This is a genomic window from Streptomyces longhuiensis, assembly GCF_020616555.1.
In the GTDB taxonomy this organism is placed as follows: Bacteria; Actinomycetota; Actinomycetes; order Streptomycetales; family Streptomycetaceae; genus Streptomyces; species Streptomyces longhuiensis.
The window spans coordinates 8556127-8582805 of sequence record NZ_CP085173.1 but is presented as its reverse complement, the minus strand read 5'-3'; the positions used below and the strand labels follow the sequence as shown (position 1 = coordinate 8582805).

Genomic DNA, 26679 nt, shown 5'->3' with positions numbered 1-26679 from the left:
CGTGAAGCGTTTGGTACCGCGGCAGGACTTCGCCGCGTCTCTCGTCGTGTTCCTGGTCGCCCTGCCGCTGTGCGTGGGCGTGGCCGTGGCGTCCGGCGTCCCGGCCGAACTGGGCCTCGTCACCGGCATCGTGGGCGGTCTCGTGGCCGGCTCGATGCCCGGCAGCAGTCTGCAGGTGAGCGGGCCCGCGGCCGGGCTCACCGTTCTCGTGTACGAGGCCGTGCAGGCGTACGGCCTGCCGGTGCTCGGCGTCATCGTGCTCGCGGCGGGGCTGCTCCAGCTCCTGATGGGCAGCCTGCGCCTGGGCCGCTGGTTCCGGGCGATCTCCGTAGCGGTCGTCGAGGGCATGCTCGCCGGGATCGGCCTCGTGCTGATCGCCGGGCAGCTCTACGCGATGGCCGACACACCGGCGCCCGCGTCGGGTGTCGGCAAACTCGCCGGACTGCCCGGGCTGTTGATCGAATCGGCCACCTCACCGACGGCGCTCACCGCGCTCGCCCTGGGGGTGGGCACGATCGTCGTGCTTCTCGGCTGGAAGCGGCTACCCAAGGCGGCCCAGGTGGTGCCCGCACCGCTCGCCGCGGTGGGTCTCGCGACACTCGCGGCCGCCGGGTTCGGGCTGCCGGTCGCGCGGGTCGAGGTGCAGGGTCTGATCGAGTCCGTACAGCCGCCCGGCGCCGACGCGTTCGGGCAGCTCGCGAGCGTCGGGGTCGTCGCCACCGTTCTCGCGTTCACCCTCATCGCCTCCGCCGAGAGCCTGTTCAGCGCGGCCGCCGTCGACCGGATGCACGACGGGCCGCGCACCTCGTACGACAAGGAACTGATCGCGCAGGGCACCGGCAACGCGGTGTGCGGGCTGCTCGGCGCGCTGCCGATGACGGCGGTGATCGTGCGCAGCTCCGCCAACGTCCAGGCGGGCGCCCGCACCAAGGCGTCCCGGGTCCTGCACGGTGTGTGGCTGCTGCTGTTCGCGGCGCTGCTCCCCGCCGCGCTCGGCGTGATCCCGGTCGCCGCGCTCGCGGCCGTCCTGGTCCACGCGGGCGGCAAGCTGATCCCCGTACCGCAGATCGCGGGGCTGTGGCGTGACCACCGGGGCGAGGCGCTGGTGCTGGTCGTCACGGCGGTGTCGATCGTCGCGGTCAGCATGTTCGAGGGCGTGCTCATCGGCCTCGCTCTCGCGGTGGCCAAGACGGCGTGGGAGGCCTCGCACGTGCGGCTCGACGTCATAGACAAGGGGGCCGGGCCGATCCAGGTGTATCTGACGGGCAACGCGACGTTCCTGCGGCTGCCGAAGATCCTCGACAGCCTGGAGGCACTGCCGCAGGACCGGCCCGTCGTGCTCGACCTGTCCGGTCTTCACCACCTCGACCACGCCTTCGGGACGGCGCTGCGGAACTGGGCGGACCGGCACAGCGGCACCGGCACGGAGCCCGTCAAGGTCACTCCGGGCCAGGCCACTCCAGGGGGCTGACTGGCCCGCGCGGCGCGCTACGGCGTGATCGCGCCCAGTAGGGCCCGCGCGCACAGGTCGCGCACCTGCTCCCGTGTCAGCTCCGGCTCGTCGAGCCACTCGAGGCACACGGCCACCATGAAGGCCAGCCAGCCGCGTACGGCGAGCCGGAGCACGGGGGATTCACCGTCGGCACGGGACCGGTCGGGGTCGGCGGCGATCGCTTCGACGATCTGGCGCTCCTGCGCCGCCAGGCCCTGCCGGTACACCTCGCGCACGGCCGGGTCGCCCGCGGCCTCGGCCCGGTGGAAGGCACGGAAGCCCTCGCCGTGGGCCTCCACATACCCCAGGAACGTCTCCAGGCCCACGGCGATCTGGTCGCGCACGGGGATCCCGGGAACGGCCGCGGTCAGGCGCAGCATCCGCTCGCTCTCGCGCTGGACGACGGCGGCGAAGAAGTCCCGTTTCGTCGGGAAGTAGTGGTAGAGCAGTCCGCGCGAGACGCCGGCGATCTCGGCGACCTGCTCGATCCAGACGTCGTCGTACGTGCTCTGCGCGAACAGCCGCGCGCCCACGCTGAGCAGCTGCTCGCGGCGCTCCTCGGTGCTCAGCCGACGGCGCGTGCGCTCCTGCTCCCTGGCGGCCATGGCAGCACCTTACTCGAATTACTTGACGTGAATTCAATAGCGGGACCACACTGGGGCGCGTATTGAACCCACGTATAACAACGGTCGGGTACAGGCACTCTCTACGTCCAACAGGTGGGGATCATGGCTCAGTTGACGCGGCCGGCGACGGACTCGACACCGCCGAAGGGCTTTCGCAGCGCCGAGCTCGGCTGGCCCGGACTCGACCGGATTCCGCACCCGCCGCGACGCGTTCCCCTCGTCGGCGACATCCTCGGCGCGAACGTGCGCACGCCGGTGCAGGACTCGATGCGGATCGGCAAGGAGCTCGGGCCGGTCTTCCGCCGCAAGGCCTTCGGGAACGAGATTGTGTTCGTCTGGGGCGCGCGGTTCGCCGCCGACATGGCGGACGAGTCACGCTTCGCCAAGCATGTCGGCCTGGGCGTCGCCAACCTGCGGCCGGTGGCCGGTGACGGCCTGTTCACCGCGTACAACCACGAGCCCAACTGGCAGCTGGCGCACGACGTGCTCGCCCCCGGTTTCGGCCGCGACGCCATGGAGGGCTACCACCCGCTGATGCTGGACGTCGCGGGGCGCCTGATGGCGGCCTGGGACGCCCGGGAGGCGGCGGGCCTGGCCGTGGACGTGCCCGGCGACATGACGAAGCTGACCCTGGAGACGATCGCGCGGACCGGTTTCGGCCATGACTTCGGGTCGTTCGAGCGGGAGCGGCCGCACCCGTTCGTGACCGCCATGGTCGGCACACTGTCGTTCGCGCAGCGCCGCAACGTGGTGCCACCGGCGCTCGCTCCCCTGCTGCTGCGGAGCACGGAGCGGCGCAACGCCGCGGACATGGCGTATCTCAACCGGACCGTGGACGACGTCGTCGCCGCCCGGCGGGCCGCGTCCGGATCGCCCTCCGCCGGGCAGGGCGACCTGCTCGACCGCATGCTGCAGGTCGCCCACCCCGACACCGGGGAGCGCCTCTCCCCCGAGAACATCCGGCGCCAGGTCATCACGTTCCTCATCGCCGGGCACGAGACGACGTCGGGCGCGCTGTCGTTCGCGCTGCACTATCTGGCGCACCACCCCGACGTCCTCGCGAAGGCGCGCGAGGAGGTGGAGCGGGTGTGGGGCGACGCGGACGAGCCCGCGTACGAGCAGGTGGCCAAGCTCCGCTATCTGCGCCGCGTTCTCGACGAGTCCCTGCGGCTGTGGCCGACGGCTCCGGCGTTCGCCCGCGAGGCCCACGTCGACACGACGCTCGGCGGGGTCCACCCGATGCGCAGGGGCGCTTGGGCTCTGGTCCTGACATCGCTCCTGCACCGCGACCCGGAGGCGTGGGGTGACGACCCGGAGGCCTTCGACCCGGACCGCTTCGCTCCGGCGGCCGTGCGCTCGCGCGCCCCACATGTCTTCAAGCCGTTCGGCACGGGGGCACGCGCGTGCATCGGCCGCCAATTCGCGCTGCACGAGGCGACGTTGGTACTCGGCCTGCTCCTGCGCCGCTACGACCTGCACCCCGAACCGGGCTACCGGCTGCGCGTCGCGGAGCGCCTGACGCTGATGCCGGAAGGCCTGCGGCTCAACTTGGGACGGCGCGCGACGGTCCGTACGTCGGACTGAGTTCGATCGACCGGGTTCGACGACCGAGCACCCCCTCTCGACCCTCGCGTCGAAGGCGAATTGTCAGACCCGTGCGCAAGAGTGGAAGCGCATGTCTCTACATCTACGTCTTCGCCGAGCCGAGGGGCCCATCGACATGAACGCGACCAGGAATGCCGAACTCGCCGCGGCCCAGGCCTGCCTGCGCCTGCTGCACACCGCGCGCGCCGCACTGACCGGATGCGAGCCGGCGAACGCCGCCTCGCTGCTCGCCCTGCCGATCGCGGAGGCCGACGAGGCCCTGGACAGGGCGGGACTCGCGGGAAACGAAGCCTGGCTGCTCGAGAAGCTGTACGACTTGGGAACGGAGACGCGTGTTCATACGTGAGGTAGGTGTACTCGTCCGTAGGTGAGGTACGTGCGTTCGTCCGTAGGGGGCGGGCGTGCGTCCCCTGCCCGCGTTCCGGCGTTTCCGCGTTCCCGAGACCGTTCAGGAGAGCTCCGTTGACGATCCCACCCGTGGTCCCGCACCGTATCGACCCGGCCGGTGGCTGCCCGCACGCGGCGAACGCGCGACTGCTCGAGCGGGGCGCCGTCGCCCCGGTCGTGCTGCCCGGTGACGTCGAGGGCATGGTGGTCCTCGGCCACGACGCCCTCAGGGACTTCCTCGCGCACCCCGATGTCGCCAAGAGCGCCCGGCACTTCACCGCGCTGAGCGAGGGCCGTATACCCGACGGCTGGCCGCTCATGACGTTCGCGACCGTGCAGGGCATGACGACCGCGGACGACGAGGACCACCGGCGGCTGCGGTCGCTGGTGAGCCGGGCGTTCACCGCGCGCCGCGTCGAGGCCCTGCGGCCACGCGTCGAGGAGCTGACCGGCGAACTGCTCGACGGGCTGGATGCGGCCGTGTCGGAGGGCGAGGACGTCGTGGAGCTGCGGCGGCGGTTCGCGCTGCCGCTCCCGATGAGCGTGATCTGTGAGTTGCTGGGTGTGGACGAGGAGTTCAGAGGCCGGCTGCACCACCTGTCGGGCCAGGTCGTGGCCACCGACATCGGCCCGCGCGAGGCGGTGGCCGCCAACCGTGAGCTGGTCTCCGTGCTCGCGGCGGTCGCCGCGTCGCGGACGAGCCGCCCGGGCGACGACCTGACGAGCGCGCTGATCGCGGCGCGCGAGGAGGACGGCGACCGGCTCAGCGAGCAGGAGCTGATCGGCACCCTGCTCCTCATGATCATCGCTGGGCACGAGACGACGCTGAACCTGATCACCAACGCCGTGCGTGCGCTGTGCGCCCACCGCGACCAGCTCGACCTCGTCCAGTCGGGCGCGGCGTCCTGGTCCGACGTGGTGGAGGAGACGCTGCGCTGGGACAGCCCCGTCAGCTACTTCCCGTTCCGCTACCCGACGCGGGATCTGACGGTGGACGGAACGCTGATCCCCCGGGGCACTCCCGTGCTCGCGGGCTACTCGGCGGCGGGGCGTGACAGGAGTGCGCACGGCCCGGACGCGGACCGCTTCGACGTCACGCGCGCCTCGGCCGCCCGCCATCTCTCACTGGGCCACGGCCCGCACTACTGCCTGGGGGCACCGCTCGCCCGCCTGGAGACCACCGTCGCCCTGGAGCGCCTGTTCACCCGTTTCCCCGACCTCGATCTGGCCGCGCCCGACGCGGAGCTCGGGCGTAAGGCGGGCTTCGTGGGCAACAGCGTCGACCAACTCCCGGTGCGCCTGCGGCCGGTGGCGGGGGCGGCCTGACGGACGGCTCCTCGGGGTTCCTGGTCCGCTGGTCCTAGGCCGTGCGACCTGGGCCGATTCGGTCCCTCAGCCCGTGGCCCAGGGCCGCCCGGCCGTCCAGACTGGCCCTATGGACGCCTCACGCACCGACGCCTATCTCCGCCGCATCGCGACGCCCCGCCCCGCGGCGCCGACCGCACAGGCACTGCGCACCCTGCACCTCGCGCACCAGCGGGCGGTCCCGTTCGAGAACCTCTCGATCCACCTGGGCGAGGACATCTCCATCGATGAGGACGCGATCGTCGCCAAACTCGTGGACCGCCATCGCGGCGGCTTCTGTTACGAGCTCAACGGCGGGTTCGCGGCGCTGCTCACCGCGCTGGGCTTCGAGGTGTCCCTGCTCCAGGCCCGGGTGTACGGCAAGGAGGGGCACCTCGGCATCCCGTACGACCATCTCGCACTCCGTGTCCGTACCGTCGACGGGGCCGATCTGCTCGCGGACGTCGGTTTCGGGGCGCACAGCCACTTCCCGCTCGACCTCGGCGAGCGGGGGGAACAGCGGGATCCGGGTGGCGTCTTCCGGATCGCCGAGACGAAGGAGGGCGACCTGCGCGTCTCCAAGGACGGGGTGCCGGAGTACCTCCTCGACCAACGCCCGCGGGAACTGCGGGACTTCGAGGTCGGCTGCTGGTACAACTCCACTTCGCCGCAGTCCATGTTCACGCGGTCGCTGGTCTGCTCGCTGGTCACGGACGAGGGCCGGCTGACCCTGAGCGGCCGCACGCTGAAGACGACGGTCGGCGGCGAGCGCCACAGCACGGAGCTCACGTCCGACCGGGAGGTGCTCGACACGTACCGCGACTCGTTCGGCATCGAGCTCGACCGGCTGCCGACGGATCCGACCGCCTGAAACCGGCCCTCCGACCTCTCCGAATCGACGGGCCCCCGGCCCCTCCCGCTCTCCGGTACGCCGACTCGACGGCTCTCCGGCTCCCGCCCTCAGCCGTCGGCGGTGTGCGCGGCGACGGTGCGGTCGAGCGCGGGGGCGAGCCAGTCGAGGGTCAGCTCCGCCCGCCGCGCGAGCCACTCGGGGTCGGATTCGGCCGGGCCTCCCTCGTACCGTCGGCGTTCGATGTCCGCCACGACGTCGGCGGGCGCGCCGAGTTCGGTGAGGACGGCGAGTGCCTCGGCCTTGCTGATGAGGGTGCCGTCGCGCAGGGTGACCGTGGCCCGGGCCACGACCATCAGCCCCAGGTCGACCCAGCTGTTCTCCAGCCACAGCTCGCGGCGTCCGGTCCTGGGCCGCCAGTAGCCGGCCAGGTCGGCGAGGATGTACTCCCTGAGCGTGCGGTCGTCCACCGGCGGCAGGGTGCCCGCGATCGGGTCCCCATGGAGCACGAGGCCGAAGGTGTGGAGCTCGCGCCGGGTGATGGGCGTGACCGTGCGGGCGTAGGCCTCCTGGTGCGCCCAGGTGAAGTGCGTACGGTCAGGGTCGTCGAGGTCGCCCTGCGGCATGTAGGAGCAGTGGAGGCGCGCCGCGAGGGGCAGTTCGGCGTCGATTCGCTCGTGCAGCGTGGTGAGCCGCGTCTGCTCGTCCGGCTTGAGCGGGCGCGGGACGACGGCGACGAGGTCGAGGTCGCTGCGCCCTTCCTGGTAGTCCCCGCCGGCGAGCGACCCGTGCGCCCACAGCGAGAACGGGGCGGACAGCACCTCGCGGAGACCGGCCAGAAAGCGGGCGAGCAGGTCGGACGTGGCCGCCGGATGTTCCTCCGCTGTGGTCATCCGGCCAGTGTGCCAGGAGTCAACTGGGCCTGTACGGCTGGTCCGTAGCGTTCGGCGATCTCTTCGATGGGCGCGGAGCGCACATGGGGGCCGCGCGCGATGCCGTACATGACGCCGAGGCCGAGGAGCAGCGAGACGGCGAGTTCGGCGCGCAGGCCCGTGTCCGGTCCGTGCAGGCGCTCGGCGAGGCGGTCGCTGACCTGGGTACGGAAGTTGGCGCGGAGGATGTCGCCCTGTTCGCCGTGGAGCGGGGCGAACACGATGCGCAGGATGGGGTCGGCGCCCTGCTCGGACTGGCCGGTGAGGAGGTGGCGCACCATGTGCCGGCCGAGGTCTTCCAGCGGCGCGTCGAGGAAGGTCTCCACGTCCGCCTCGAAGTTCATGACCTGGGAGAACAGGGCGTCCTTGTTGCCGAAGTACTTGAGGATCAGCGGGGCGCTGACCCCGGCGCGCTCGGCTACGGCCTTGAGGGTGATGTCGGTGTGCGCGTGCCGGGCGAGGAGGTGGCGGCAGGCGCGGATGATGGCGGCCTTGGTCTCCTCGGCGTCGCGGCGTGCCGGCCCCGAACGGTGGTCTTCGGTCACCCCGGGGACGGAGTGCGCCTCGGCGGATGCCGTGGGGGCCGGGCTCGTCACGGGGTCACGCTCCTTCGAGGGTCTTGTCCGTCCGCCCGGTCGTGCCACTGACGGACCTGCGCCCTCCATTGTCCGCCGCGTCGGCGGGGACGGTGAACGCCGCCGCTATGACCACGAGGGCGACCGCACCCGCCATGACGAAGGCCATCTGATACCCGCGCAGTGAGGGGAAACCGGCGCCGGTCGCGTGGTGGACGAGGATCGCGGCGACCGCGGCGCTGGAGACGGCCTGGCCGATGGTCCGCATCAGGACGTTCACGCCGTTCGCCGACGCGGTCTGGCCCGCGGGCACAGCCCGCAGGATGAGGGTGGGCAGCGCCGAGTACGCGAACGTGGTGCCGGTCGACACGATGGCGGCGCCCAGGACGATCACCCACAGGTCGCGGCTGTCGGCGATGCGGACGACATAGCCGAGCGCCATCGCCGCGCCGCCGATGGCGAGGCTCACGCGGGGGCCGCGCGCGGCGGAGACGCGGGCCGACACCGGCGAGAGGAGCAGCATGATCACGCCGTTGGGCAGCAGGCACAGGCCGGTCTGCACGATGGAGAGGCCGAGCCCGTAGCCGCTGGACCTGGGCGCCTGGACGAGCTGTGCCGTGACGAGCGAGTTGGCGTAGAAGGCGAATCCGGCGATCAGGGCGGCGAGGTGCGGCAGGCCGACGCGGCGGCCGACGGCGAGCCGGAGGTCCACCAGTGGACGCTCGGCCCGCAACTGCTGCCACGACCACAGCGCCAGGATCACGACGGCTCCGGCGAACAGGCCGACCACACGGGCGCTGCCCCAGCCCCACTGGCCGCCCTGCGACACGGCGAGCAGCAGACAGACGAGGCCGCCGGCGATCCCGGCCGCGCCGACTGTGTCGAACCGGCCCGGTTCGCGTACGGGCGACTCGCGCACGGCCCAGCAGGCGAGGGCGAGGCCGAGCGCGCCGAGGGCACTGGTCGCCCAGAACATGACGTGCCAGTTCGCGTACTGGACGATCAGGGCGGCGAGCGGCAGGCCGAGCGCGGCGCCGATGCCCACGGTCGAGCTCATGAGGGCGACCGCGGATCCCGTGCGGTGGGGCGGGAGTTCGTCACGCAGGATGCTGATGGAGAGCGGGACGACCGCGGCGGCCGCGCCCTGGAGCGCGCGGGCCGCGATCAGGACGCGGATGTCGGCGGTGAGCGCGCACAGCACCGACCCGCCGGTCATCAGGCCCAGCGCGAGCAGCAGGACGCGCCGCTTGCCGTACATGTCGCCCGCCCTGCCGAGCACGGGGGTGAGAACTGCGCCCGCGAGGAGAGTCGCGGTGACCGTCCAGGAGACCGCTCCGGGCGAGGCTCCGGTCAGCCGGGGCAGGTCGGGGAGCAGCGGGACCACGACGGTCTGCATGACGGCCATGAGGATGCCGCCGAAGGCGAGGACCGGGATCGTCAGCCGGCCGCGCAGACCGGGCAGTGGGGCTGTTTCGGGGCGTATGTCAGGGTTTATCGGGGGCTCCATGAACGCTCCGGTGGACGCCTCGAGGGCGGGGGCGGGAGGTCGGGTGAATTCCTATTCACCCACATGGTGAATCAGTATTCACCAGAGCGCTCGCATCTGACCAGAACGCACGGACAAAGCCGCGCATACCTGCTGCAAGCCCCGGCGCACCCACGCGTCCCGTCGGTCCGCCCCTCAGCCCGTCGCCGCCTCCAGCGCCGCCTCGACGAACCCCTGGAGGGCGGGCTGCGTGGAGGCCACGTCGCGGGTGGCCGCACAGATCACGCGGATCGGCTCCGGTTTACGGACCTTGCGCAGGACGACGTCGGGATGCCGGTTCCTGAGGCCCATCAGAGGCATGAGGCCGATGCCCATGCCGGCGGCGACAAAGCCCTGGGCGGTCGCGTAGTCCTGGCTCTCGACCGAGAAATCGGGGCTGAATCCGGCGGCGGCACAGGCGTCGCGGACGATCTCGTGGCAGGGGCCCGCGACACCCTCGGTGTCGACCCAGGGTTCGTCGGCGAGTTCGGCCAGGTCGATGACGCGCCGTTCGGTGAGCGGATGGTTCCTGGGCAGGACCGCACGGTAGGGGTCGTCGGCCAGGTGGCACATGCGGATCCCGGTGGGCGGCACGTCGCGCGTGCGCACGACGACGGCCACGTCGGCCCGCCCCTGCCGCACCTCGGGCAGCGGGTCCTTGGGGTCGGTCACTCTCAGGTCGACGCGCACGCCGGGGTGCCGCTCACGCAGGCGCGCCACGGCGGGCGCCACGAGCGCGGCTCCGGCGGTGGCGAAGTAGCGCACGGAGAGCGTGCCGGTGCGGCCCTCCCGCAGATCGGCGAGCGCGGTCTCGGCCTCGGCGACCTGGCGGCTGATGGCGTCCGCGTACCGCGTGAGCAGCCGCCCCGCCTCCGTGGCCTGCACTCCTCTGCCGACGCGTTCCAGCAGCGCCGTGCCTGCCTGCTTCTCCAGGGCGGCGACCTGCTGACTGATGGCGGACGGCGTGTAGCCGAGGTTCGCCGCCGCGGCGGTGACCGAGCCGCTGGTGACCACGGCGCGCAGGACCTGCATACGTCGCACATCGAGCATGTAGGAGAGGTTAACAGTGGGTCCAGGACTTTTCACTTGTCCTGTTGAGTTGGGTGAGGGAGCGTACGAAGCCAGAACGACGAGCGGGAGGTGCGGGGTGTTCACTGGACGCGGCGCGGCGGTGCGGATGGGGGTGCTTGCGCTCCTGTGGGGCTCCGGCTTCCTCTGGATCAAGTTGGCGCTCCAGCACGGGTTTTCGCCGGTGCACATCGTCGTGGTGCGGTGCGCGCTCGGAGCTGGCGTCCTGTTCGCGCTGAGCCGGGCGACCGGGCAGCGGCTGCCCCGCGACCGCCGCACGTGGGGGCACCTCGTGGTCGCCGCGTTCTTCTGCAACGCGGTCCCGTTCGCCCTCTTCGGCTTCGGCGAGCGGAGCGTCGACTCGGGCGTCGCCGGCGTACTCAACGCCACAACTCCCTTGTGGTCACTGCTGATCGGTGTCGCCCTCGGCTCGGAGCGCGGCCTGCGACCGCTGCGGCTGACGGGCCTGCTGCTCGGCTTCGCCGGGACGCTGCTGATCTTCGCGCCGTGGCAGCGCACGGGCCTCGCCGACTGGGGCGCGCTCGCCCTGCTCGCGGCCGCGGCGAGCTACGCGGTGGCGTTCGCGTACATGGGGCGCAAACTCACCGGGCCCGGTGTCCAGCCGATCGCCCTGTCCTCCGCGCAGTTGACGACCGCGACGGCACTCAGCGTGCTGGCGCTGCCCTTCGGCGACTCGTCCTCCTCCGAGGTCGACCTGACGGGCGTCGTCGCTGTGGTGATCCTCGGGATCTTCGGCACGGGCGTGACGTTCTACCTCAACTACCGTCTGATCGCGGACGAGGGCCCGACGAGTGCGGCGACGGTGGGCTATCTCCTGCCGGTCGTCTCGGTTGCGCTGGGCGCCGTCGTGCTCGGCGAGGACCTGTCGGCGCGGGTCGTGGCGGGGATGGCGGTCGTGCTGGCCGGCGTGGGGATGACGCGAAAGGCCTCCGCCTCAAAGGGAACGTGTGAGGCCTCCGGCACGGCGACCGTTCCTGTTCCCGCCGCCGCACCCCAGCCATACTGCCGACCATGACTTCTGCTGCCACCACCCTTCGCGTCGGGCTCGTCGGCACCGGCACCTGGGCCTCGAAGACGCATGCCGCCGCTCTGCGCGCCCACCCGGGGACGGATCTCGTGGGCGTCTGGGGGCGCAGGCCCGAGGCCGCGGCCGAGGTCGCCGCCGCCCATGGGACGCGGGTCTTCGAGGACGTCGACGCGCTGTTCGCGGCCTGTGACGCGGTGGCGTTCGCGGTGCCGCCGGACGTGCAGGCACCGCTCGCGACGCGGGCCGCCGCCGCGGGCTGCCATCTCCTCCTCGACAAGCCGCTGGCCACGTCGGTGCCCGCGGCCAGGGGGGTCGTGGACGCCGTACGGGCCGCGGGCGTCGCGTCCGTCGTGTTCTTCACCCTGCGCTTCGCCACCGTCACCTCGGACTGGCTGGCCCAACAGGCCGCCGAGGGAGGCTGGTTCACGGGCCGGGCCGACTGGTACGGGTCCCTGTACACCCCCGGCGACACGTCGGAGCTGACCGTGTCCCCGTGGCGGGTCGGGCGCGGCGCCCTGTGGGACGTCGGCCCGCACGCCCTGTCCGTACTGCTCCCGGTGCTCGGGGACGTCACGTCCGTGACGGCCGCGCGGGGCCCGGCCGACACCGTGCATCTGGTCCTCGCGCATGCGTCGGGCGCCTCCGCCACGGCCGCGTTGAGTCTGACCACTCCGGCGAAGGCGGCGGGCGTCGACGTGGAGCTGCGGGGGGAGTCCGGCATCATGTCGATGCCGACGGGCGGTGCCTCGGTCGACGCGTTCGGCGTGGCGGTCGACGCGCTCCTGGAGTCCGTGCGCACGGGCCGGCCGCACGCCTGCGACGCCGCCTTCGCGTTGCGCGTCACGGAGATCCTCGCGGCGGCGGAGGCCCGCCTCGCGTCATCCGGCGGCGAACCAGGCCCCGGCGAGTGAGTCGAACGTCGCCTCCGGCGGCGCGGGCAGTTCCCGCAGGTACCAGGGCAGATGGCTGTACACGTGCAGGAGGGCGTACGCCATCACGGTGCGGGGCGCGAACGCGCGACCGTATGCCTGGGTGAAGCGGGTCATCAGGCGCGGGTCGGCCCGGGTGACGAACAGGCCGACGGCCACGAAGTCGTAGGCCGGGTCTCCGATCATGGCGGGCTCGAAGTCGAGGAGTCCGGTCAGGGTGCGTTCCCGGGGGTCTACGACGAGGTGCTGGCGCATGAACTCCGTGTGCAGCAGGGCGTGTTCGGGCCCGGTCGGCAGCGTGACGGAGTCGAGAAACGCGGGGATCTGCTCCAACCAGCCCTCCGCGAGGCCGTGTTCACGCTGCTGCTGCACGGCGCCCGCGCGCTGCTCGCCCACGAACGTGTCCCAGTCCCCCGGGCCCACCGCTCCGGCGAGGGGCGTGGGGTCGAGGGCGTGCAGCGCGGCGAGGCACGCTCCGGCCTCGGTGACGAGGCGATCCTGGTCGGCGCGCGGGATGCCGGGCCAGGCCACGGCCAGGTCCTCGCCGGGCAGCCGGGACATGAGGATGTAGCGCCACCCGTTCTCGTATGCGCCCGCGGAGCGGACCTCGGGGGTGGGCACGGGGAGCCGGCCCTCGAGGTGGGCGAGGACCCGGGCCTCGGTGACGCCGTCCTCCGCCCAGGCCGCCGGGAACAGCTTCAGGACGTGCTCGTCACCGACGGCGTAGACGGGCTGCGAGCCCGCTTCGTAGCGCGTGAGCGGGAGGCCGGTGAGGCCGAGCCGGGCACAGAGGTCGTCCACTCCCCGCCGCATGACCGCTTCGTCGGGGAGCACGGCGCCCCCTTGCTCGTCGGATTCCACGAGGGGCAGCATGGTCCGCACCCTAGGGCGCGCGCCGAAGGGCCTCAACGGGATTTCGGCGCCCGCCGACTGGTCGCCCCGCGTCGGCGGCGGCAGGGCGGACGGTGCCTGTCCCCGGCCAGGGCCTGCCGCCCTTGAGCAACGCATCGGGGGCCGGCGCGCCCCCGGTCTTGACCCGCGCCGCCCCTTCGGGGTCCGATCACCCAGGACCCGCCGCGCGACCCAGGACTGTGACCGCATGACTCTGCAGATCAGCGCCACCAACCCCGAACACCCTGCCCTCCTCCTCGAACTCCCCTGGCACGTCCCCCTGGAGGAGTGGCCGGACAAGTACCTGGTGCCGCTCCCCCGTGGCATCTCGCGCCACGTCGTCCGCTATGCCCGTGCGGGCAGCGAGGTCGTGGCCGTGAAGGAACTCGCCGAGCGGCCCGCGCTGCGCGAGTACGAACTCCTGCGCACCCTCGACCGTCTCGCGATTCCCGCGGTCGACCCCCTCGCCGTGGTCACCGGCCGCACGGACGCCGACGGTGCGCCTCTCGAACCCGTCCTCATCACCCGCCACTTGGGCGGCTCGCTCCCCTACCGCTCCATGTTCGAGACGACGATGCGCCCCGGCACCGTGCACCGCCTCATGGACGCCCTCGCCGTCCTCCTCGTGCGGCTGCATCTGGCGGGGTTCGCGTGGGGCGACTGCTCGCTGTCCAACACCCTGTTCCGGCGGGACGCGGGCGCGTACGCCGCCTACCTCGTGGACGCCGAGACCGGGGAGCTGCACCCAAGGCTCAGCGACGGGCAGCGCGCGTACGACATCGAGCTCGCGAGGGTCAACATCAGCGGCGAGATGCTCGACCTGGAGGCGTCCGGCGCGCTGCATCCGTCCATCGACCCGATCGCGTTCGGCACGGAGATCGGGGAGCGCTACGAAGCGCTCTGGACGGAGCTGACGCGTACCTCCGTCTACCCGGCGGGCAAGCACCACTACATGGAGCGCCGCATCCGCCGCCTCAACGATCTGGGCTTCGACGTCGCGGAGATGCAGATCTCGCACGCGGACCAGGGGGACACCGTCACGTTCGTGCCGAAGGTCGTGGACGCGGGCCACCACCAGCGCCAACTCCTGCGCCTCACCGGCATGGACGCCGAGGAGAACCAGGCACGACGGCTCCTGAACGACCTGGAGAGCTGGATGGCCACGCAGGACGACTACGCGCCGGGCGATCCCCTGGGGGCACGCGCCGAGGTCCTCGCCCACCGCTGGGTGCGCGACGTGTTCCGGCCGACCGTGCGCGCGGTGCGCGACCACGTGCCGGAGCGGACGGACGCGGCCGAGCTCTACCACGAACTGCTCGAACACCGCTGGTACCTGTCCGAGCGGGCGCAGCACGACATCGGGCTCGACGCGGCGGTCGAGGACTACGTCAAGAACATCGCCGGCCGGCCGCGGTCCTGACCCTGCCCGCCACGAAGATCGCCAGGGACGGAACCGGTGGCGCGGACCCGTCGTGGTAGCACCGAGGAAGACGCGCGACGAGGGGAGACGATCATGACCGGGAGTGTGCGGGTCGACGGGAACAGCCTGGTGCTGCCGGGCGGTGCGCGGGTGCGGTTCGTGCGCACGTTGCGCCTGCCGGAGACCGGAACGCATCCGCTGCCACCGGGGCTCGGGGAGTTCCCGGTGCGCCGGGTCGAGGACTACGCGGACTCGGTGCCGCCGGACTGGCGGGCGCGCGGCGGCGTGATGCTGCCGATGTACCTGCGCGAGGCGATGTGGCTGAGCTTCGCGGGGACGGCCGAACCGGCCGCGCTCCAGGTGGGCGTGGGCAAGGTGTGCGCCATCTCGGGGCTGCCGTGGAGCAGCCGGCTGTCCCGGGATCCGCAGAACTACGTGGTGCTGCCGCGGCAGCCGTGGCTCGACGGCATCAAGTCCGGGAAGGGCACGGTACGTCAGTTCGTGGCGCTGCCCCTGGGGCTCGGCGCCACGGTCGAGGGACAGGTCACCGGCGAGGAGACCTGGGGCGGGATCCAGCTCCAGGCCTTCACGCTGAGCGAGCCGGCGCTGGGGGCCTGGCGCGCGGAGGAGGCCCGCAAGCGGGAGGCCGCCGCTCGGGCGGTGCCGCCTGCTCCCGGCGGTATGCAGTGGATGGGAGGACCGTCCGGCGGATACGGGGGCGCGCCCATGCCGGCCGCGCCCGGTGCGGCTCCGCAGGCTCAGGCGGCGCGTTCGATGGGGATCGGCGCGGGCGGCACGATGCGCCAGCAGGTGTTCCAGGACGACCGGCCCGGGTCCGACTGGGCCGAAACGGCCGCGGGCCGCGTGTTCGTGCACCTGGTGACGCCGCCGGACTGGCGCCGCATCACGGGCGAGGAGCCGCCGCCGTCGCCGGTGGACCGGGCCGCGTACACGCGGGCGGGGCTGCCCTGGTTCGACTACTACGACGAGAGCGCCGAGGATCTCGCGCCGACGGACACGCTCGGGGCGGTGAAGCCGGCGGGTGACTGGCTCGGCGACGACCACGAGCCGTGGCAGGCGCCCGGCGCGCACCAGGTCAAGCCGCTCGGGGACGCGGGCAAGCCCGTGGCGGACGGCGATTGGTGAACGCGCGGTGCGGCGGGGTCGGTTCGCCGGCCCCGCCCTGCCGCCCGTGTGTGCGGCGGCGCATGCGCGGGCGGCCGGTACCGTGGCCGCTACGTAATGGCGAGTGACGGCACCGGCCGCAGCCAGTGAGCCCTTGATCTGCCCGGGAGAAGTGTCCGAACTGGGCCAAGCGATGCACTTTCCGGTCACATGGATCGGAATATGACAACTGGCCTTGCACTGTTCCCGAAACGGATCCGAGGGTTCGACGAGTACCCAACACCGGGAAATTCAGCCATTTTCGAGCGTCCCGGTCCAGGTGTCCCATCGGCGTGGCCGCGCGGCCCCTGGCGTTCAAACCAGCAGGTCGCCGACCCCACGGGCTCCATCATGACGCACCGGCTGATCGTTTTCTTCGGGCAATGTTTATTACCAAAGGCGATGGGAGTAATTAGACTGCACTCGCTCAACTCGGCGTGGACCTCAAGGGATTACCCACCATGAACAAGACGGCGCTCCGCGCCCTGCTCCGTGAACGGCGCGCCCTGATAGCCCCCGAATCCCACGGCTTCATCCGCCCGACAGGCCAGGGCCGGCGCGCCCCCGGCCTCTCCCAGCACCAGGTGGACCAACTGCTCCACCGGACCCTGGGGACGTACCACCGGCTGGAGTCGGGCAACTACCCGAACCCACCGACGGTCCTGCTGCGGGACGTCGCCCTGCTGTTCGACCTCGACGAACAGGAGTGGGTGTCGCTGTGCCGCTACGCTCTGCTCCAGGACCCGCCCGGACCACTGCACCAGTCGTCGGGGAAGGAGATCCCGGGCTTCTGGCAGGACGCCGTCGACGGCATCGGGCACATGGCGTACGTCACGGACGCCTCCTGGGACATGATCGCCCACAACACAGCGTTCGCCTCCCTCTTCCCGGATGAGCAGGTCCCGACGAACACGATGCGCTGGATGCTTCTCGAACCCCAGGGCCGCCGGATCCTGACGGACTGGGAGAACGCCTGGGCGCCCTGGGTACTCCCGCAGTTGCGCGCGGCGCTGGTCGCGCGGCCGGAGGACGAGACGCTGCGGCAGATCGAGAAGGAGGTCATGGAAGATCCCGACACGTCGGACATCTACGAGACCGGGGCTTCGCTCATCCACGCCGATGGCCACGAACGTCCCATACTCCACAGCAGGAAGGGCCAGGGCTGGCTGTCGATCTGCGCCGCACAGCCCATGACCGCGCCCGGCTCGCGGCTGTTCATCCTCGTCTTCCGCCGTGGCACCGAACGCCCCCGCCCACGGCCGCCGATGCTCAGGGCCCACTGAGCGGATAGTCGGAGTCGACGGGCGTCAAGTACGTTGTGCGGCACCCCCCACGCCCGACTCAGCACTGTGGGAGACACCCCATGCCCGCCTTCGTCTCGCCCCCTAGGACCGTCCTCGGCGCTCACAAGGTCACCACCGACGAGATAGCCGACGACATACGCACGAACCATCCCGACCACCCGCGCCTGGGCGCCTTCCTGCGCGTCGTCAACAACTGTGGTGTGCGCACCCGTTACTTCACCAGGCCGCTGAACTCCCCCACAGTCGGCGGCACGGCGGACGTACACGCGCGAACCCAGGCCGCCTTCGACGACGCCGTGGACATGTCCGAGCGCGCCGCCACTGCCGCGCTCGACGCGGCGGGGATCGACGCGGGTGCCATCGACGCCATCGTGACGACGCATGCCACCGGCTACGCGGTCCCCAACCTGGACGTCCATCTGATCGGCCGCCTCGGCCTGCGCCCCACCACGCGCCGAGTCGCCCTCACGACAGTGGCGTGCGCCGGAGGGGTCCACTCCCTCATCAGGGCAGCGGACCTGGTCGCCGTGCGTCCGGCGGCGAAGGTGCTCGTCGTGGCCGCGGAGGTGCTCTCCACCTCCTACAACCACTCCGCTTCCACTATTGAGGCGATGATCTACAAGGCCCTGTTCGCGGACGCGGCCGGCGCCACCGTCGTGACCAGTGAGCCACTGACCACCGGGCTGGCGATAGAGGACACGTTCGAGTACACGCTTCCGGACACCTTCGACCGCTACCGCGGTCGTCTGGACGCCCACGGCATGCACTTCGACTCCACCAAGAAGGCGCCGCGCGCCGCGACGGAGACGCACCCCGCTCTCATCGACTGGCTCGGCGGACGGGAAGTCGGGTTCACCGCCATCCATCCCGGCAGCCCGAGCATGATCGCCGACACGGCCACCACCCTCGGCCTCACCCCCGAGGCCGCCCGGCACTCCACCGACACCCTCTCCGAAGAGGGCAACCTCGGTGGCGTCAGCGTTCTCCGGGTCCTGGAGCGCACCCACGCCGCGCCCCCCGCCGCCGGAACCAAAGGCGTCGCCGTCGCCTACGGGCCGGGCTTCACCACCGCCGCCCTTCACGGCCACTGGCACGCCTGACACACCGCTCCCCTCGTGTCCCATCGAGACATGTGTCCCATTGGGACATCATGGGTGTACGCTCGCAGACATGAAGGCGAAGGACCCCGCTCCCCTCACAGAACCCGTCGAGGACCGTCGGCAGCGCAAGGCCCGGCAGACCCGGGAAGCGCTCGCCGCCGCGGCCGTCGGGCTCGTGCTGGAGCGGGGTCTGGGCGCCGTCACCGTGGAGGCCATCGCCGACCACGCCGACGTCACGCGCCGCACCTTCAGCCGCCACTTCGGCGGCAAGGAGGACGCCGCCCTCGACTTCACCCGCAGCGACGCCGACCGGATCAACGCGGCCCTGCGCGCCCGCCCCGCGAGCGAGCCCCCGATGCTCGCCTACCGCAGGGCCGTCGAGCAGTGGCTGGGGGAGCCGGCCGCCCCGCACCGCAGGCCGCACATGCGCGCCCTGCTCGCGGCTCTCGACACGGAACCGGCGCTCTTCGCCGCGTACGAACGCCTCCGGGTGGACGCCCAGGACGAGTCCGTGCGCATCATCGCCGACCGGCTCGGCACCGACCGTGACCGGGATCTGCGCCCGGCCGTCGTCGTCGGCGCCGCGGCCGGCGTGCTCACCGCCGCCCTGCGCCAGTGGGCCCGCGGCGGCGGGCACGACACAGATCTCGCAGACCTGGTGGGGCAGGCCTACGACGCCCTGACCGGGGAGGCCGTCCTCGCGTCGGCCCCCCACATCGCAACCAGAGAGTGAACAGCACCATGAGCAACACGAACACCCCGGCACCCGTCGACGACTACGCGACCGAGTTCGCCGGCAGGACCGTCCTCGTCACCGGCTCCGCCTCCGGCATCGGCCTCGCCACCGCACGCCGCCTGGGCCGTGGCGGCGCGAACGTCGTGATCGCCGACTACAACGCCGACGGCGCCGAGAAGGCCGCCGCCGCGCTGAAGGCCGAGGGCATCACCGCCGCGGCCGTCGCCGTGGACGTCACGAAGCCGGAGTCGGTCGAGGCCGCGGTGAAGTTCTCCGTCGACACCTTCGGCGGCCTCGAACTGGCCGTCAACAACGCCGGCATCGGCGGCGAGAGCGCCCCCACCGGCGCGTACGACATCGATGTCTGGAACCGCGTCGTCCGCACGAACCTCGACGGCGTCTTCTACTCGATGCGCCACGAGCTGCCCGCCATCGAGGCGTCCGGCAGGGGCGGCGCCATCGTGAACGTCGCGTCGATCCTCGGCTCGGTCGGCTTCGCCGGCTCTCCCGCCTACGTCGCCGCCAAGCACGGCGTCGTCGGCCTGACGAAGACCGCGGCCACCGAGTACGCGGCGAAGGGCATCCGCGTGAACGCGGTCGGCCCCGGCTTCATCGACACCCCGCTGCTGCGACAGATGGACCAGGACGCGTACGACGCGCTGACGGCGCTGCACCCGGCCGGCCGCCTCGGTCACGCCGAGGAGGTCGCCGAACTGATCGCGTTCCTGCTCTCCGACCGCGCCTCCTTCGTGCACGGCAGCTACCACCTCGTGGACGGCGCCTACACCGCGCGCTGAGGCGGGATCAACTCTCCCCTGCTCATGACGAACCGCAGGTCCGTGAGCGCCTCGAGGCCGGTGCTCGGGTCACCGGACACGGCGATCAGGTCGGCCTGGCGCCCCGGGGCGAGGAGTCCCGCGCGGCCGCCGACGCCCAGCGCGTCGGCGGCCTCCGTGGTGGCGAGGTCGAGGACGCGCGACGCCGGTATGCCGATGTGCTCGAAGAAGGTCAGGCTCTGGCGCAGGCCGTCGAACCCGGCGCGCTGAACTCCCGCGTCCGTACCGGCGATGAGCCGCACACCGCGTTCGGCCATCGTGCGCACCTGACCGAACAGCCTCGCGGCGCGCTCGGCCCCGAAGACCGTGGGCAGCATCCGCCAGTGCGGACTGACGGTCGGGCACACGCGGATCCCGCGCTCCACGATGGCGTCGAGCACGTCGTCCCGCAGGTCGTTGCCGTCCTCGGTCATCCAGGTGCAGTGTTCGAGCGTGTCGACGCCCGCCGTCACCGCTGCCTCGATCCCGGCCGTGCCGTGCGCGTGCGCGGCGACCGGCAGCCCGGCCCCGCGCGCCTCCTCGACGACGACGGCCAGCTCACCGGCGCCGAACTGGGCCTGCCAGGTGGCCGGCCCGCCGCGCGTCAGGGCGCCGCCGGTCGCCATGACCTTGATCACGTCGGCGCCCAGTTCAGCGTTGCGCCGTACGAGGTCGCGCAGTTCCCGCTCGCTGCCGACCTCTCCGCCCAGGAACCAGCAGTGACCGCCCTTGGGGGTGACGGGGGTCGTCGCGGCGACGATCCTGGGTCCCGGCACCGCGCCCGACTCGATCTCCTCGCGCAACCGCAGGGTGAGCCGTCCGCGGTCCCCCAGGTCGCGCACCGTGGTCACGCCGCTCGCCACGAGCCGCGCCGCTCGGTCCCTCATGACGGCGAGCAGCGCCTCGTCGTCCTGCCCTTCGAGCGTCCCGACCGGGTCCGTTCCCGCGTCGAAGACGAGGTGGACGTGCGCGTCGACGAGGCCCGGCAGCACGGTGGCGCCCGGCAGTTCGACGCGCTCGTCCCGCTCGTCCGCCACGGCCTCGACCTCGCCGCGTCTCCCCACCGCCACTACGGTGTCCCCCTCCGTGAGGACGGCACCGTCCTCGACGCAGCGGCCGCCGGGACCGGTCACCACACGCGCCGCCGTGATCAGCTTCCTGCTGCTCATCCTGACCTTCCGAAGCGTCGGAAAAAGGGCACCCGGGAGTGTGTCATGAAACGGGCCCTATCGGGCAGGGCACCAAGGGTCATGCACCGCGAGGGGCTCGAGGGGAACGATGGACAGGCGGCACGGACCGGACACCAAGGGAGCACGTGACCCGTACTTCGACAACGCGAAATACCTGACGATCGCGCTCGTGGCCTGCGGGCACGCGTGGGAGCCGCTGACGTACGGGAGCCGCACGGTGACGGCCCTGTATCTCGGTGTGTACGCCTTCCACATGCCGGCGTTCGCCCTCATCTCCGGCTATTTCTCGCGGAGTTTCGACATGGCGCCGGGCCGGCTGCGCCGTCTCGTCGGCGGGGTCGTGGTGCCGTACGTGCTGTTCGAGATCGCGTACACGCTGTTCTACCGGTGGGCGCAGGACGATCCGGGGTATCCGATCAGCCTGCTCGACCCCTGGTATCTGATGTGGTTCCTGGTCGCGTTGTTCATCTGGCGGCTCACCACTCCGCTCTGGCTGCAACTGCGACACCCGGTGCCCGTCGCCCTGACCGTGGCCGCGCTCGTGTCGATGACGCCGGACGCGGGTGGTGACCTGGCACTCCAACGGGTGGTGGGTTTCCTGCCGTTCTTCGTCCTCGGGCTGACGCTGCGGCCCGAGCACTTCGCGCGGCTGCGCACGCGGCGGGCCCGGCTGTGGGCGCTGCCCGTGGCGGCCGGGGCGCTCGTCGCCGCGTACGCGGTGGCTCCCTGGTTCGACGCGGGCTGGTTCTACCACCGGGGCAGCGTCACCGGACTCGGCGCCCCCGCCTGGGCGGGACTGCTCACGACTCCGGCCCTGTTCGTCCTCGCCGTCGTGCTCAGCGCCTGCTTCCTGGCCTGGGTGCCGGGGAGGACGACGCTGTTCACGACGCTGGGCACGGGGACGCTGTACGCGTACCTGCTGCACGGCTTCCTCATCAAGTCGTCGCGCTTCTGGGGCTGGTACGACCACCCGTGGCTGCACACCCCGGCGGGTGAACTGACGGTGACGGCCGCGGCGGTCGGCGTCATCACCCTTCTGTGTACGTCTCCTGTGCGGCGGGTCTTCCGGTTCGCCGTGGAGCCGCGCGTGCCGTGGGCGTTCCGGCGCGCGGAACCGGGTCGGGAGGCCGAACCGCCGGTGTCCGGCGTCCCCGGTGAGCGGGTCCTGCGCCCCTAGCCTGTGCCCGTCCGTCGGCCCCGAAGCCGGACCCGTCCCGGGCCTTGCCCGGACCTTTCAGAAGGGCACCTCAGTGATCCGCACCCGCCTGCTCCGCTCCCGGCTCCTGCTGCCTGCCGCGCTGCTCCTCGCCTCCGTGGCCGCGCTCGGCGGGACGGCGCACGCGGGCGGCACGTGTTTCGCCACGCACGCGGACGCCCCGATCTACGCGGGCAACAACCCCTGGACGGACATCGTCGGCCATCTGGACCCGGGCGTCCCGGTCGGCGGCACGCGGCAGGGTGCGGACGAGTTGTGGCGGGTCTCGCGTCCGGACAACGGCGCGCCGCTCGGTTTCATGCGCGCCGCGGACCTCACCTGCGACGGCGGCTGATCGCCTGCGCCGAGGAAAGCAGGGCGTGCATGCGCTCGTTGAGCTGTCCCAGGTCATCGGCGGGCGCGTGGAACGGGAGGCGTACGTCGGCCTGGCCGCGGACGCGTTCGAGCCGGAGGGTGAGCCCGTGCCGGTCGACGGCCAGGGGCTGGACGCGCACGACGCCGTGGAGGCTGTCCACGTCGACGAGCCGGGTGAGCTGTTCGACGGCTTCGGGGTGGCAGTCGGCGAGATGGGTGAGCAGGCGGGGTTCGGCCGCTGTGAGGGGATCGGGCGCGGTCTCGGCGAGTTCGTCGAGTTCGATGCCGATGCGGCCGGCACGCGTCTGGAGTACGGCGCGGGTCGGCCTCAGCACGAACTGTTCGCCGTCGGGTTCGAGTGACCCGGACAGCCACAGGCGCGCCCTGATCCGGTCCCTGACGGGCACCGGCGCGGCGTCCGCGAACTCGATGAGCGCGGTCGGTTCGCCGCGGGGCGCGCAGAGCACGGCGGCGGACAGCAGACTGTCGGCCGGGGGCTGGATCCGCACCTCGCCGTCGTCGGTGACGCGATGGGATCCGACGAGGTCCTCCCGCCCGATGTCCGTCGTCACTTCGCACGACCAGGCGGTGGTCAGAATTGATCGCGCGCGTGCCGCCGCGGTGGGAGCGGCGGTACTGATCTGTCGGACACCCATCCGAACCTCCTTAGGTAAGCCTTGCCTAACTTATAGGAGATTCGCGGAGGGGGCCAGTACGCGTGAGGGCGGCGAACGCCACGCGATCGGGCGGTGAATATGCCGTACGCCCGCGCGCATCGGCCGGGAACGGCATCATGCCGCCATGGACGGTACTGCCCTTCTGCGTGACCTCTTCACGCCGGACGAGTACGACGCGGTCCGCTCGCACGCGGACCACCTGGGCGTGACGGTGGTCGAATACGTACGTCAGACAGCCGCCGAACGCGCCCTGGAACGACTGCACTTGGCGCAGGCCCTGGAGGTGCAGGACCTGCGCCTGGGGAAGCTGTCGATACCGCAGGTCGAGCGCGGCCGCTGCGGCGAAGGACCTCCCGCGCTGCAACGGTTCCTCGACTCCCTGACGCATCCGCCGGAGACGAAGACCTGACGCGAAGAAGCCCGAGCCGGAATGGCCGGGGCGCGCCGGGGCAACCGGCCCTCATGACCCCACAGACTGCGACAGGTCGGCGAAAGGGCCAGGAACGTAAGGGCCAGAAGCGTAAGGGCGAGACAGAGAAGCGGGTGACAGGGAAGCCCGCGCCGCGGAAGCCCACGTCACGCAAGCCCTCGTCACGCAAGCCCTCGTCACGTAAGCCCACGTCACGTAAGCCGCTGCCGTGGGGGCGGATCGCCGCCCGGGCGCTCATCGCCGGCTTCGCGTTCGTGGCCCTCGTGGCGTTCTCCGCGGTCCTCGCCCGGCTGACCCTGACGCCGTCCCCGGCGTCGGCGGACCTCGCAGGGTCCAACATGCGGCCGGGACACTCCCTGCGTCAGTACGCCGAGTCGTACACCTTCCTCGGCGCGTGCAAGCAGATCGGCGGGAATCTGCTGCTCGGCGCGCCGTTCGGGCTGCTGCTGCCGGTGCTTGTGGCGCGCAAGAACCGCATGATGCGGGTGCTCGCGGTGACGGTCCTCGTGATGGCGCTCGTGGAACTGGCGCAGGGCGCGATCGTCGAGGGGCGTGCCTTCGACGTGGACGACGTGATCCTGAACACGACGGGCGCCCTGATCGCCTACTTCCTGCTCGGGCGTCGCATCGGCCACGGCTATCACGCCCTCGCACGGCCGTCGGGCCGGAACCGCTTGGCGATCAGGCTGCCGGGGAATGGGGCTCGTGACCGGGGAACCCCCCGGGCCACAGGCGACGGAAGGAAGTGATCGTCATGCGTGCGCTCAAGCGCGCCGTACGGCGGCCCGCACGCGTGGAGTACCTCTTGCCGCAGGGCTCGGGCTCCGCCCGCTGGGCCCGGCGTCTCACCCATGACTTTCTCGCGGGACGGAGCGCGGACGGCGCGCACGACGCGGTGCTCGTCGTGTCGGAGCTGGTCGCCAACGCCGCCCGGATCGAGGACAGTCACTGCCGTATGAGTCTGTGCCTGGACGCGGACGAGCTGACCGTCTCGGTCCACGACGACAGCCCGCACCACCCGCGCCTCAAGCCGACTTCGATGTCCGCCGAGTCGGGCCGCGGCATCTCCCTCGTCGACGCGCTGTCGCGCCGTATGAGTGTGGTGAGCGACCCCTACGGCGGAAAGACGGTACGCGCGGTGCTGGCCCACCCCTGACGGCCCGGCAGTTCCGGGCGGCAGCACGTCCGTCTGCCGCCCGGCCCGATCGTCCGGCTCAGTGCCCCCTGGCGATCCACTCCTCCAGGTGAGGTGCCTCGGCCCCGATGGTGGTGCTGTCGCCGTGTCCGGTCCGTACTTCGGTCTCCGGCGGCAGCGTGAGGAGCCGCTCCCTGATCGACTCGACGATGGTCGGGAAGTCGCTGAACGACCGGCCCGTCGCTCCGGGGCCGCCCGCGAACAGGGTGTCGCCGGTGAAGACGGCCCCGAGGTCCGGCGCGTACAGGCTGACCGCGCCGTGGCAGTGCCCCGGCGTGTGCAGCACCGTCAACTCCACGCCTGCCACGGTCAGTTGCTGCCCGTCGGTGAGATCTCCGTCGGGCGTGCGGTCCGGGTGCTTCTGCTTCCACAGCTCCGTGTCCGCGGGGTGCAGGAGGATCGGCGCGCCGGTGCGCGCGGCGAGCGCGGGCGCCGCATCGATGTGGTCGTCGTGGGCGTGGGTGCACACGATGGCGACGAGCCGCCGGTCTCCCACGGCCTCGGCGATCGCGTCGGCGTCGTGCGCCGCGTCGATCACGACGACCTCGCTGTCGTCGCCGACGATCCACACGTTGTTGTCGACGTCCCAGGTGCCCCCGTCGAGGGAGAACGTTCCGGATGTGACGAGGTGTTCGATGCGCGCGCCGGCCATCAGAAGATCACCACCGAGCGCAGCACGTCGCCGTGGTGCATCCGCTCGAACGCCTTCTCCACGTCTTCCAGGGCGATCGTCTCGGTCACGAACGTGTCGAGGTCGAGCCGTCCCTGTCGGTAGAGGTCGATCAGCATCGGGAAGTCGCGCGCGGGCAGACAGTCGCCGTACCAGGACGACTTGAGCGCGCCGCCGCGCCCGAACACGTCCAGCAGGGGCAGTTCGAGCTGCATCTCGGGCGTGGGGACGCCGACGAGGACGACGGTCCCGGCGAGGTCGCGGGCGTAGAAGGCCTGCTTGTAGGTCTCCGGGCGGCCGACCGCCTCGATGACCACGTCGGCGCCGAAGCCACCGGTCAGCTCGCGCACGGCCTCGACCGGGTCGGTGGAGCGGGAGTTGACGGTGTGCGTGGCGCCGAGCTTCTTCGCCGTCGCCAGCTTCTTGTCGTCGATGTCGATGGCGATGATCTTCCCGGCGCCGGCCAGGTGGGCGCCGGTCACGGCCGCCGCGCCGACACCTCCGCAGCCGATGACGGCGACGGAGTCACCACGGCCCACGTTGCCGGTGTTGATGGCGGCGCCGAGGCCGGCCATGACACCGCAGCCGAGCAGACCCGCGGCGGCGGGCGACGCCTCCGGGTCGACCTTGGTGCACTGGCCGGCGGCGACGAGCGTCTTCTCGGCGAACGCGCCGATACCGAGCGCGGGCGAGAGCTCCGTGCCGTCGAGGAGGGTCATCTTCTGCTTCGCGTTGTGCGTGTCGAAGCAGTACTGGGGGCGTCCGCGCAGGCAGGCGCGGCACTGGCCGCACACGGCACGCCAGTTGAGGATCACGAAGTCGCCCGGCGCGACCTCGGTGACACCGTCGCCGACCGCCTCGACGACACCGGCCGCCTCATGACCGAGCAGGAACGGGAACTCGTCGTTGATGCCGCCCTCCCGGTAGTGCAGGTCGGTATGACAGACCCCGCACGCCTGGACCTTGACCACGGCCTCACCGGGCCCGGGGTCCGGCACGACGATCGTCTCGATCCGCACCGGCTCCCCCTTGGCCCGCGCGATCACGCCTCGCACCTGCTGCGCCATGACGATCAGCCCTCCACTCGCTCGTCGCATCGTTCTTCGCCATCTTCACAGATGGGGACCCGGTTCCGG

At 71.8% G+C, this 26679-nt stretch carries 28 protein-coding genes; 18 read left to right on the top strand and 10 right to left on the bottom strand.

From position 1 onward, the window contains the following. The first annotated feature begins 1 nt into the window (after position 1). Entirely contained in the window at positions 2–1471 is a 1470-nt protein-coding gene (locus LGI35_RS39035; protein ID WP_227299151.1) for a SulP family inorganic anion transporter, read from the top strand. Between the two features lie 17 nt (positions 1472–1488). Here the strand turns inward: LGI35_RS39035 and LGI35_RS39030 are convergent, their stop codons facing one another. After that, positions 1489–2097 (bottom strand): TetR/AcrR family transcriptional regulator, encoded by a 609-nt coding sequence (locus tag LGI35_RS39030; protein ID WP_227299150.1) that lies wholly within the window; start codon positions 2095–2097, stop codon positions 1489–1491. Between the two features lie 123 nt (positions 2098–2220). On the opposite strand from LGI35_RS39030, the gene LGI35_RS39025 reads away from it, so the two are divergent. From LGI35_RS39025 to LGI35_RS39010, 4 genes are all read left to right on the top strand, one after another. Then, positions 2221–3702 (top strand): cytochrome P450, encoded by a 1482-nt coding sequence (locus LGI35_RS39025; protein WP_227299149.1) that lies wholly within the window; start codon positions 2221–2223, stop codon positions 3700–3702. Positions 3703–3838: 136 nt separating this feature from the next. Then, the gene (locus tag LGI35_RS39020; RefSeq protein ID WP_227299148.1) at positions 3839–4069 is read left to right on the top strand and encodes a hypothetical protein; all 231 of its coding nucleotides are present in this window, start codon (positions 3839–3841) and stop codon (positions 4067–4069) included. 116 nt (positions 4070–4185) lie between these two features. Further along, complete coding sequence (locus LGI35_RS39015) at positions 4186–5436, top strand: cytochrome P450 family protein (RefSeq protein ID WP_227299147.1); 1251 nt, start codon at positions 4186–4188, stop codon at positions 5434–5436. Positions 5437–5545: 109 nt separating this feature from the next. Further along, positions 5546–6325 carry an arylamine N-acetyltransferase family protein gene (locus LGI35_RS39010; RefSeq protein WP_227299146.1) on the top strand — a complete coding sequence of 260 codons (780 nt, stop codon included), beginning with the start codon at positions 5546–5548 and terminating at the stop codon, positions 6323–6325. An 89-nt stretch (positions 6326–6414) separates the two neighbouring features. Here LGI35_RS39010 and LGI35_RS39005 read toward each other — a convergent pair whose 3' ends face one another. The 4 genes from LGI35_RS39005 to LGI35_RS38990 form a co-directional block, all read right to left on the bottom strand. After that, positions 6415–7197 (bottom strand): nucleotidyltransferase domain-containing protein, encoded by a 783-nt coding sequence (locus LGI35_RS39005; RefSeq protein WP_227299145.1) that lies wholly within the window; start codon positions 7195–7197, stop codon positions 6415–6417. Further along, positions 7194–7832, bottom strand: a complete 639-nt coding sequence (locus LGI35_RS39000) for a TetR/AcrR family transcriptional regulator (protein WP_227299144.1) — start codon at positions 7830–7832, stop codon at positions 7194–7196. Before LGI35_RS39000 ends, LGI35_RS39005 begins: the two co-directional genes overlap by 4 nt. A gap of 4 nt (positions 7833–7836) precedes the next feature. Continuing rightward, complete coding sequence (locus LGI35_RS38995; protein ID WP_227299143.1) at positions 7837–9318, bottom strand: MFS transporter; 1482 nt, start codon at positions 9316–9318, stop codon at positions 7837–7839. 174 nt (positions 9319–9492) lie between these two features. Then, positions 9493–10386, bottom strand: a complete 894-nt coding sequence (locus tag LGI35_RS38990) for a LysR substrate-binding domain-containing protein (RefSeq protein WP_227299142.1) — start codon at positions 10384–10386, stop codon at positions 9493–9495. A 127-nt stretch (positions 10387–10513) separates the two neighbouring features. On the opposite strand from LGI35_RS38990, the gene LGI35_RS38985 reads away from it, so the two are divergent. Continuing rightward, positions 10514–11440 (top strand): DMT family transporter, encoded by a 927-nt coding sequence (locus LGI35_RS38985; protein WP_227300704.1) that lies wholly within the window; start codon positions 10514–10516, stop codon positions 11438–11440. Then, positions 11437–12363, top strand: a complete 927-nt coding sequence (locus LGI35_RS38980) for a Gfo/Idh/MocA family protein (protein ID WP_227299141.1) — start codon at positions 11437–11439, stop codon at positions 12361–12363. Before LGI35_RS38985 ends, LGI35_RS38980 begins: the two co-directional genes overlap by 4 nt. Here the strand turns inward: LGI35_RS38980 and LGI35_RS38975 are convergent. Continuing rightward, complete coding sequence (locus LGI35_RS38975) at positions 12331–13254, bottom strand: phosphotransferase family protein (protein ID WP_227299140.1); 924 nt, start codon at positions 13252–13254, stop codon at positions 12331–12333. The genes LGI35_RS38980 and LGI35_RS38975 overlap by 33 nt on opposite strands. Positions 13255–13480: 226 nt before the next feature. Between LGI35_RS38975 and LGI35_RS38970 the strand changes: the two genes are divergently transcribed. From LGI35_RS38970 to LGI35_RS38945, 6 genes are all read left to right on the top strand, one after another. Then, entirely contained in the window at positions 13481–14692 is a 1212-nt protein-coding gene (locus LGI35_RS38970; RefSeq protein ID WP_227299139.1) for a DUF4032 domain-containing protein, read from the top strand. A gap of 93 nt (positions 14693–14785) precedes the next feature. After that, a complete protein-coding gene (locus tag LGI35_RS38965) occupies positions 14786–15838 on the top strand; it encodes a hypothetical protein (protein ID WP_227299138.1) in 1053 nt (350 codons plus the stop codon). 479 nt (positions 15839–16317) lie between these two features. Then, positions 16318–17139, top strand: a complete 822-nt coding sequence (locus LGI35_RS38960) for an MmyB family transcriptional regulator (RefSeq protein WP_227299137.1) — start codon at positions 16318–16320, stop codon at positions 17137–17139. 80 nt (positions 17140–17219) lie between these two features. Beyond that, a complete protein-coding gene (locus LGI35_RS38955) occupies positions 17220–18260 on the top strand; it encodes a beta-ketoacyl-[acyl-carrier-protein] synthase family protein (RefSeq protein WP_227299136.1) in 1041 nt (346 codons plus the stop codon). 70 nt (positions 18261–18330) lie between these two features. Beyond that, entirely contained in the window at positions 18331–18993 is a 663-nt protein-coding gene (locus LGI35_RS38950; protein ID WP_227299135.1) for a TetR/AcrR family transcriptional regulator, read from the top strand. Between the two features lie 8 nt (positions 18994–19001). Further along, the gene (locus tag LGI35_RS38945; protein ID WP_227299134.1) at positions 19002–19793 is read left to right on the top strand and encodes an SDR family NAD(P)-dependent oxidoreductase; all 792 of its coding nucleotides are present in this window, start codon (positions 19002–19004) and stop codon (positions 19791–19793) included. On the opposite strand, the gene LGI35_RS38940 is transcribed toward LGI35_RS38945, so the two are convergent. Continuing rightward, positions 19778–20980: an amidohydrolase family protein gene (locus LGI35_RS38940; protein WP_227299133.1), complete on the bottom strand. Its 1203-nt coding sequence runs from the start codon at positions 20978–20980 to the stop codon at positions 19778–19780. The genes LGI35_RS38945 and LGI35_RS38940 overlap by 16 nt on opposite strands. A gap of 109 nt (positions 20981–21089) precedes the next feature. Between LGI35_RS38940 and LGI35_RS38935 the strand changes: the two genes are divergently transcribed. Beyond that, entirely contained in the window at positions 21090–22178 is a 1089-nt protein-coding gene (locus LGI35_RS38935) for an acyltransferase family protein (protein WP_227299132.1), read from the top strand. A 73-nt stretch (positions 22179–22251) separates the two neighbouring features. Further along, positions 22252–22551, top strand: coding sequence for a hypothetical protein (locus tag LGI35_RS38930; RefSeq protein WP_227299131.1), 300 nt, complete (start codon positions 22252–22254; stop codon positions 22549–22551). On the opposite strand, the gene LGI35_RS38925 is transcribed toward LGI35_RS38930, so the two are convergent. Continuing rightward, positions 22532–23227, bottom strand: a complete 696-nt coding sequence (locus tag LGI35_RS38925) for a DUF2470 domain-containing protein (protein WP_227299130.1) — start codon at positions 23225–23227, stop codon at positions 22532–22534. The genes LGI35_RS38930 and LGI35_RS38925 overlap by 20 nt on opposite strands. A gap of 145 nt (positions 23228–23372) precedes the next feature. Between LGI35_RS38925 and LGI35_RS38920 the strand changes: the two genes are divergently transcribed. The 3 genes from LGI35_RS38920 to LGI35_RS38910 all read left to right on the top strand — a co-directional run bounded on the left by LGI35_RS38920 (position 23373) and on the right by LGI35_RS38910 (position 24834). Further along, positions 23373–23657 carry a hypothetical protein gene (locus LGI35_RS38920; protein ID WP_227299129.1) on the top strand — a complete coding sequence of 95 codons (285 nt, stop codon included), beginning with the start codon at positions 23373–23375 and terminating at the stop codon, positions 23655–23657. 134 nt (positions 23658–23791) lie between these two features. Continuing rightward, positions 23792–24427, top strand: a complete 636-nt coding sequence (locus LGI35_RS38915) for a VanZ family protein (protein ID WP_376222410.1) — start codon at positions 23792–23794, stop codon at positions 24425–24427. A gap of 5 nt (positions 24428–24432) precedes the next feature. Then, positions 24433–24834: an ATP-binding protein gene (locus LGI35_RS38910; protein ID WP_227299128.1), complete on the top strand. Its 402-nt coding sequence runs from the start codon at positions 24433–24435 to the stop codon at positions 24832–24834. A 58-nt stretch (positions 24835–24892) separates the two neighbouring features. On the opposite strand, the gene LGI35_RS38905 is transcribed toward LGI35_RS38910, so the two are convergent. Together LGI35_RS38905 and LGI35_RS38900 are read right to left on the bottom strand one after the other, a co-directional pair. Beyond that, on the bottom strand, positions 24893–25525 hold the full coding sequence (locus LGI35_RS38905) for an MBL fold metallo-hydrolase (RefSeq protein WP_227299127.1): 633 nt from the start codon (positions 25523–25525) through the stop codon (positions 24893–24895). Beyond that, positions 25525–26610 carry an S-(hydroxymethyl)mycothiol dehydrogenase gene (locus LGI35_RS38900; RefSeq protein WP_116505609.1) on the bottom strand — a complete coding sequence of 362 codons (1086 nt, stop codon included), beginning with the start codon at positions 26608–26610 and terminating at the stop codon, positions 25525–25527. Before LGI35_RS38900 ends, LGI35_RS38905 begins: the two co-directional genes overlap by 1 nt. Positions 26611–26679: the final 69 nt, after the last annotated feature.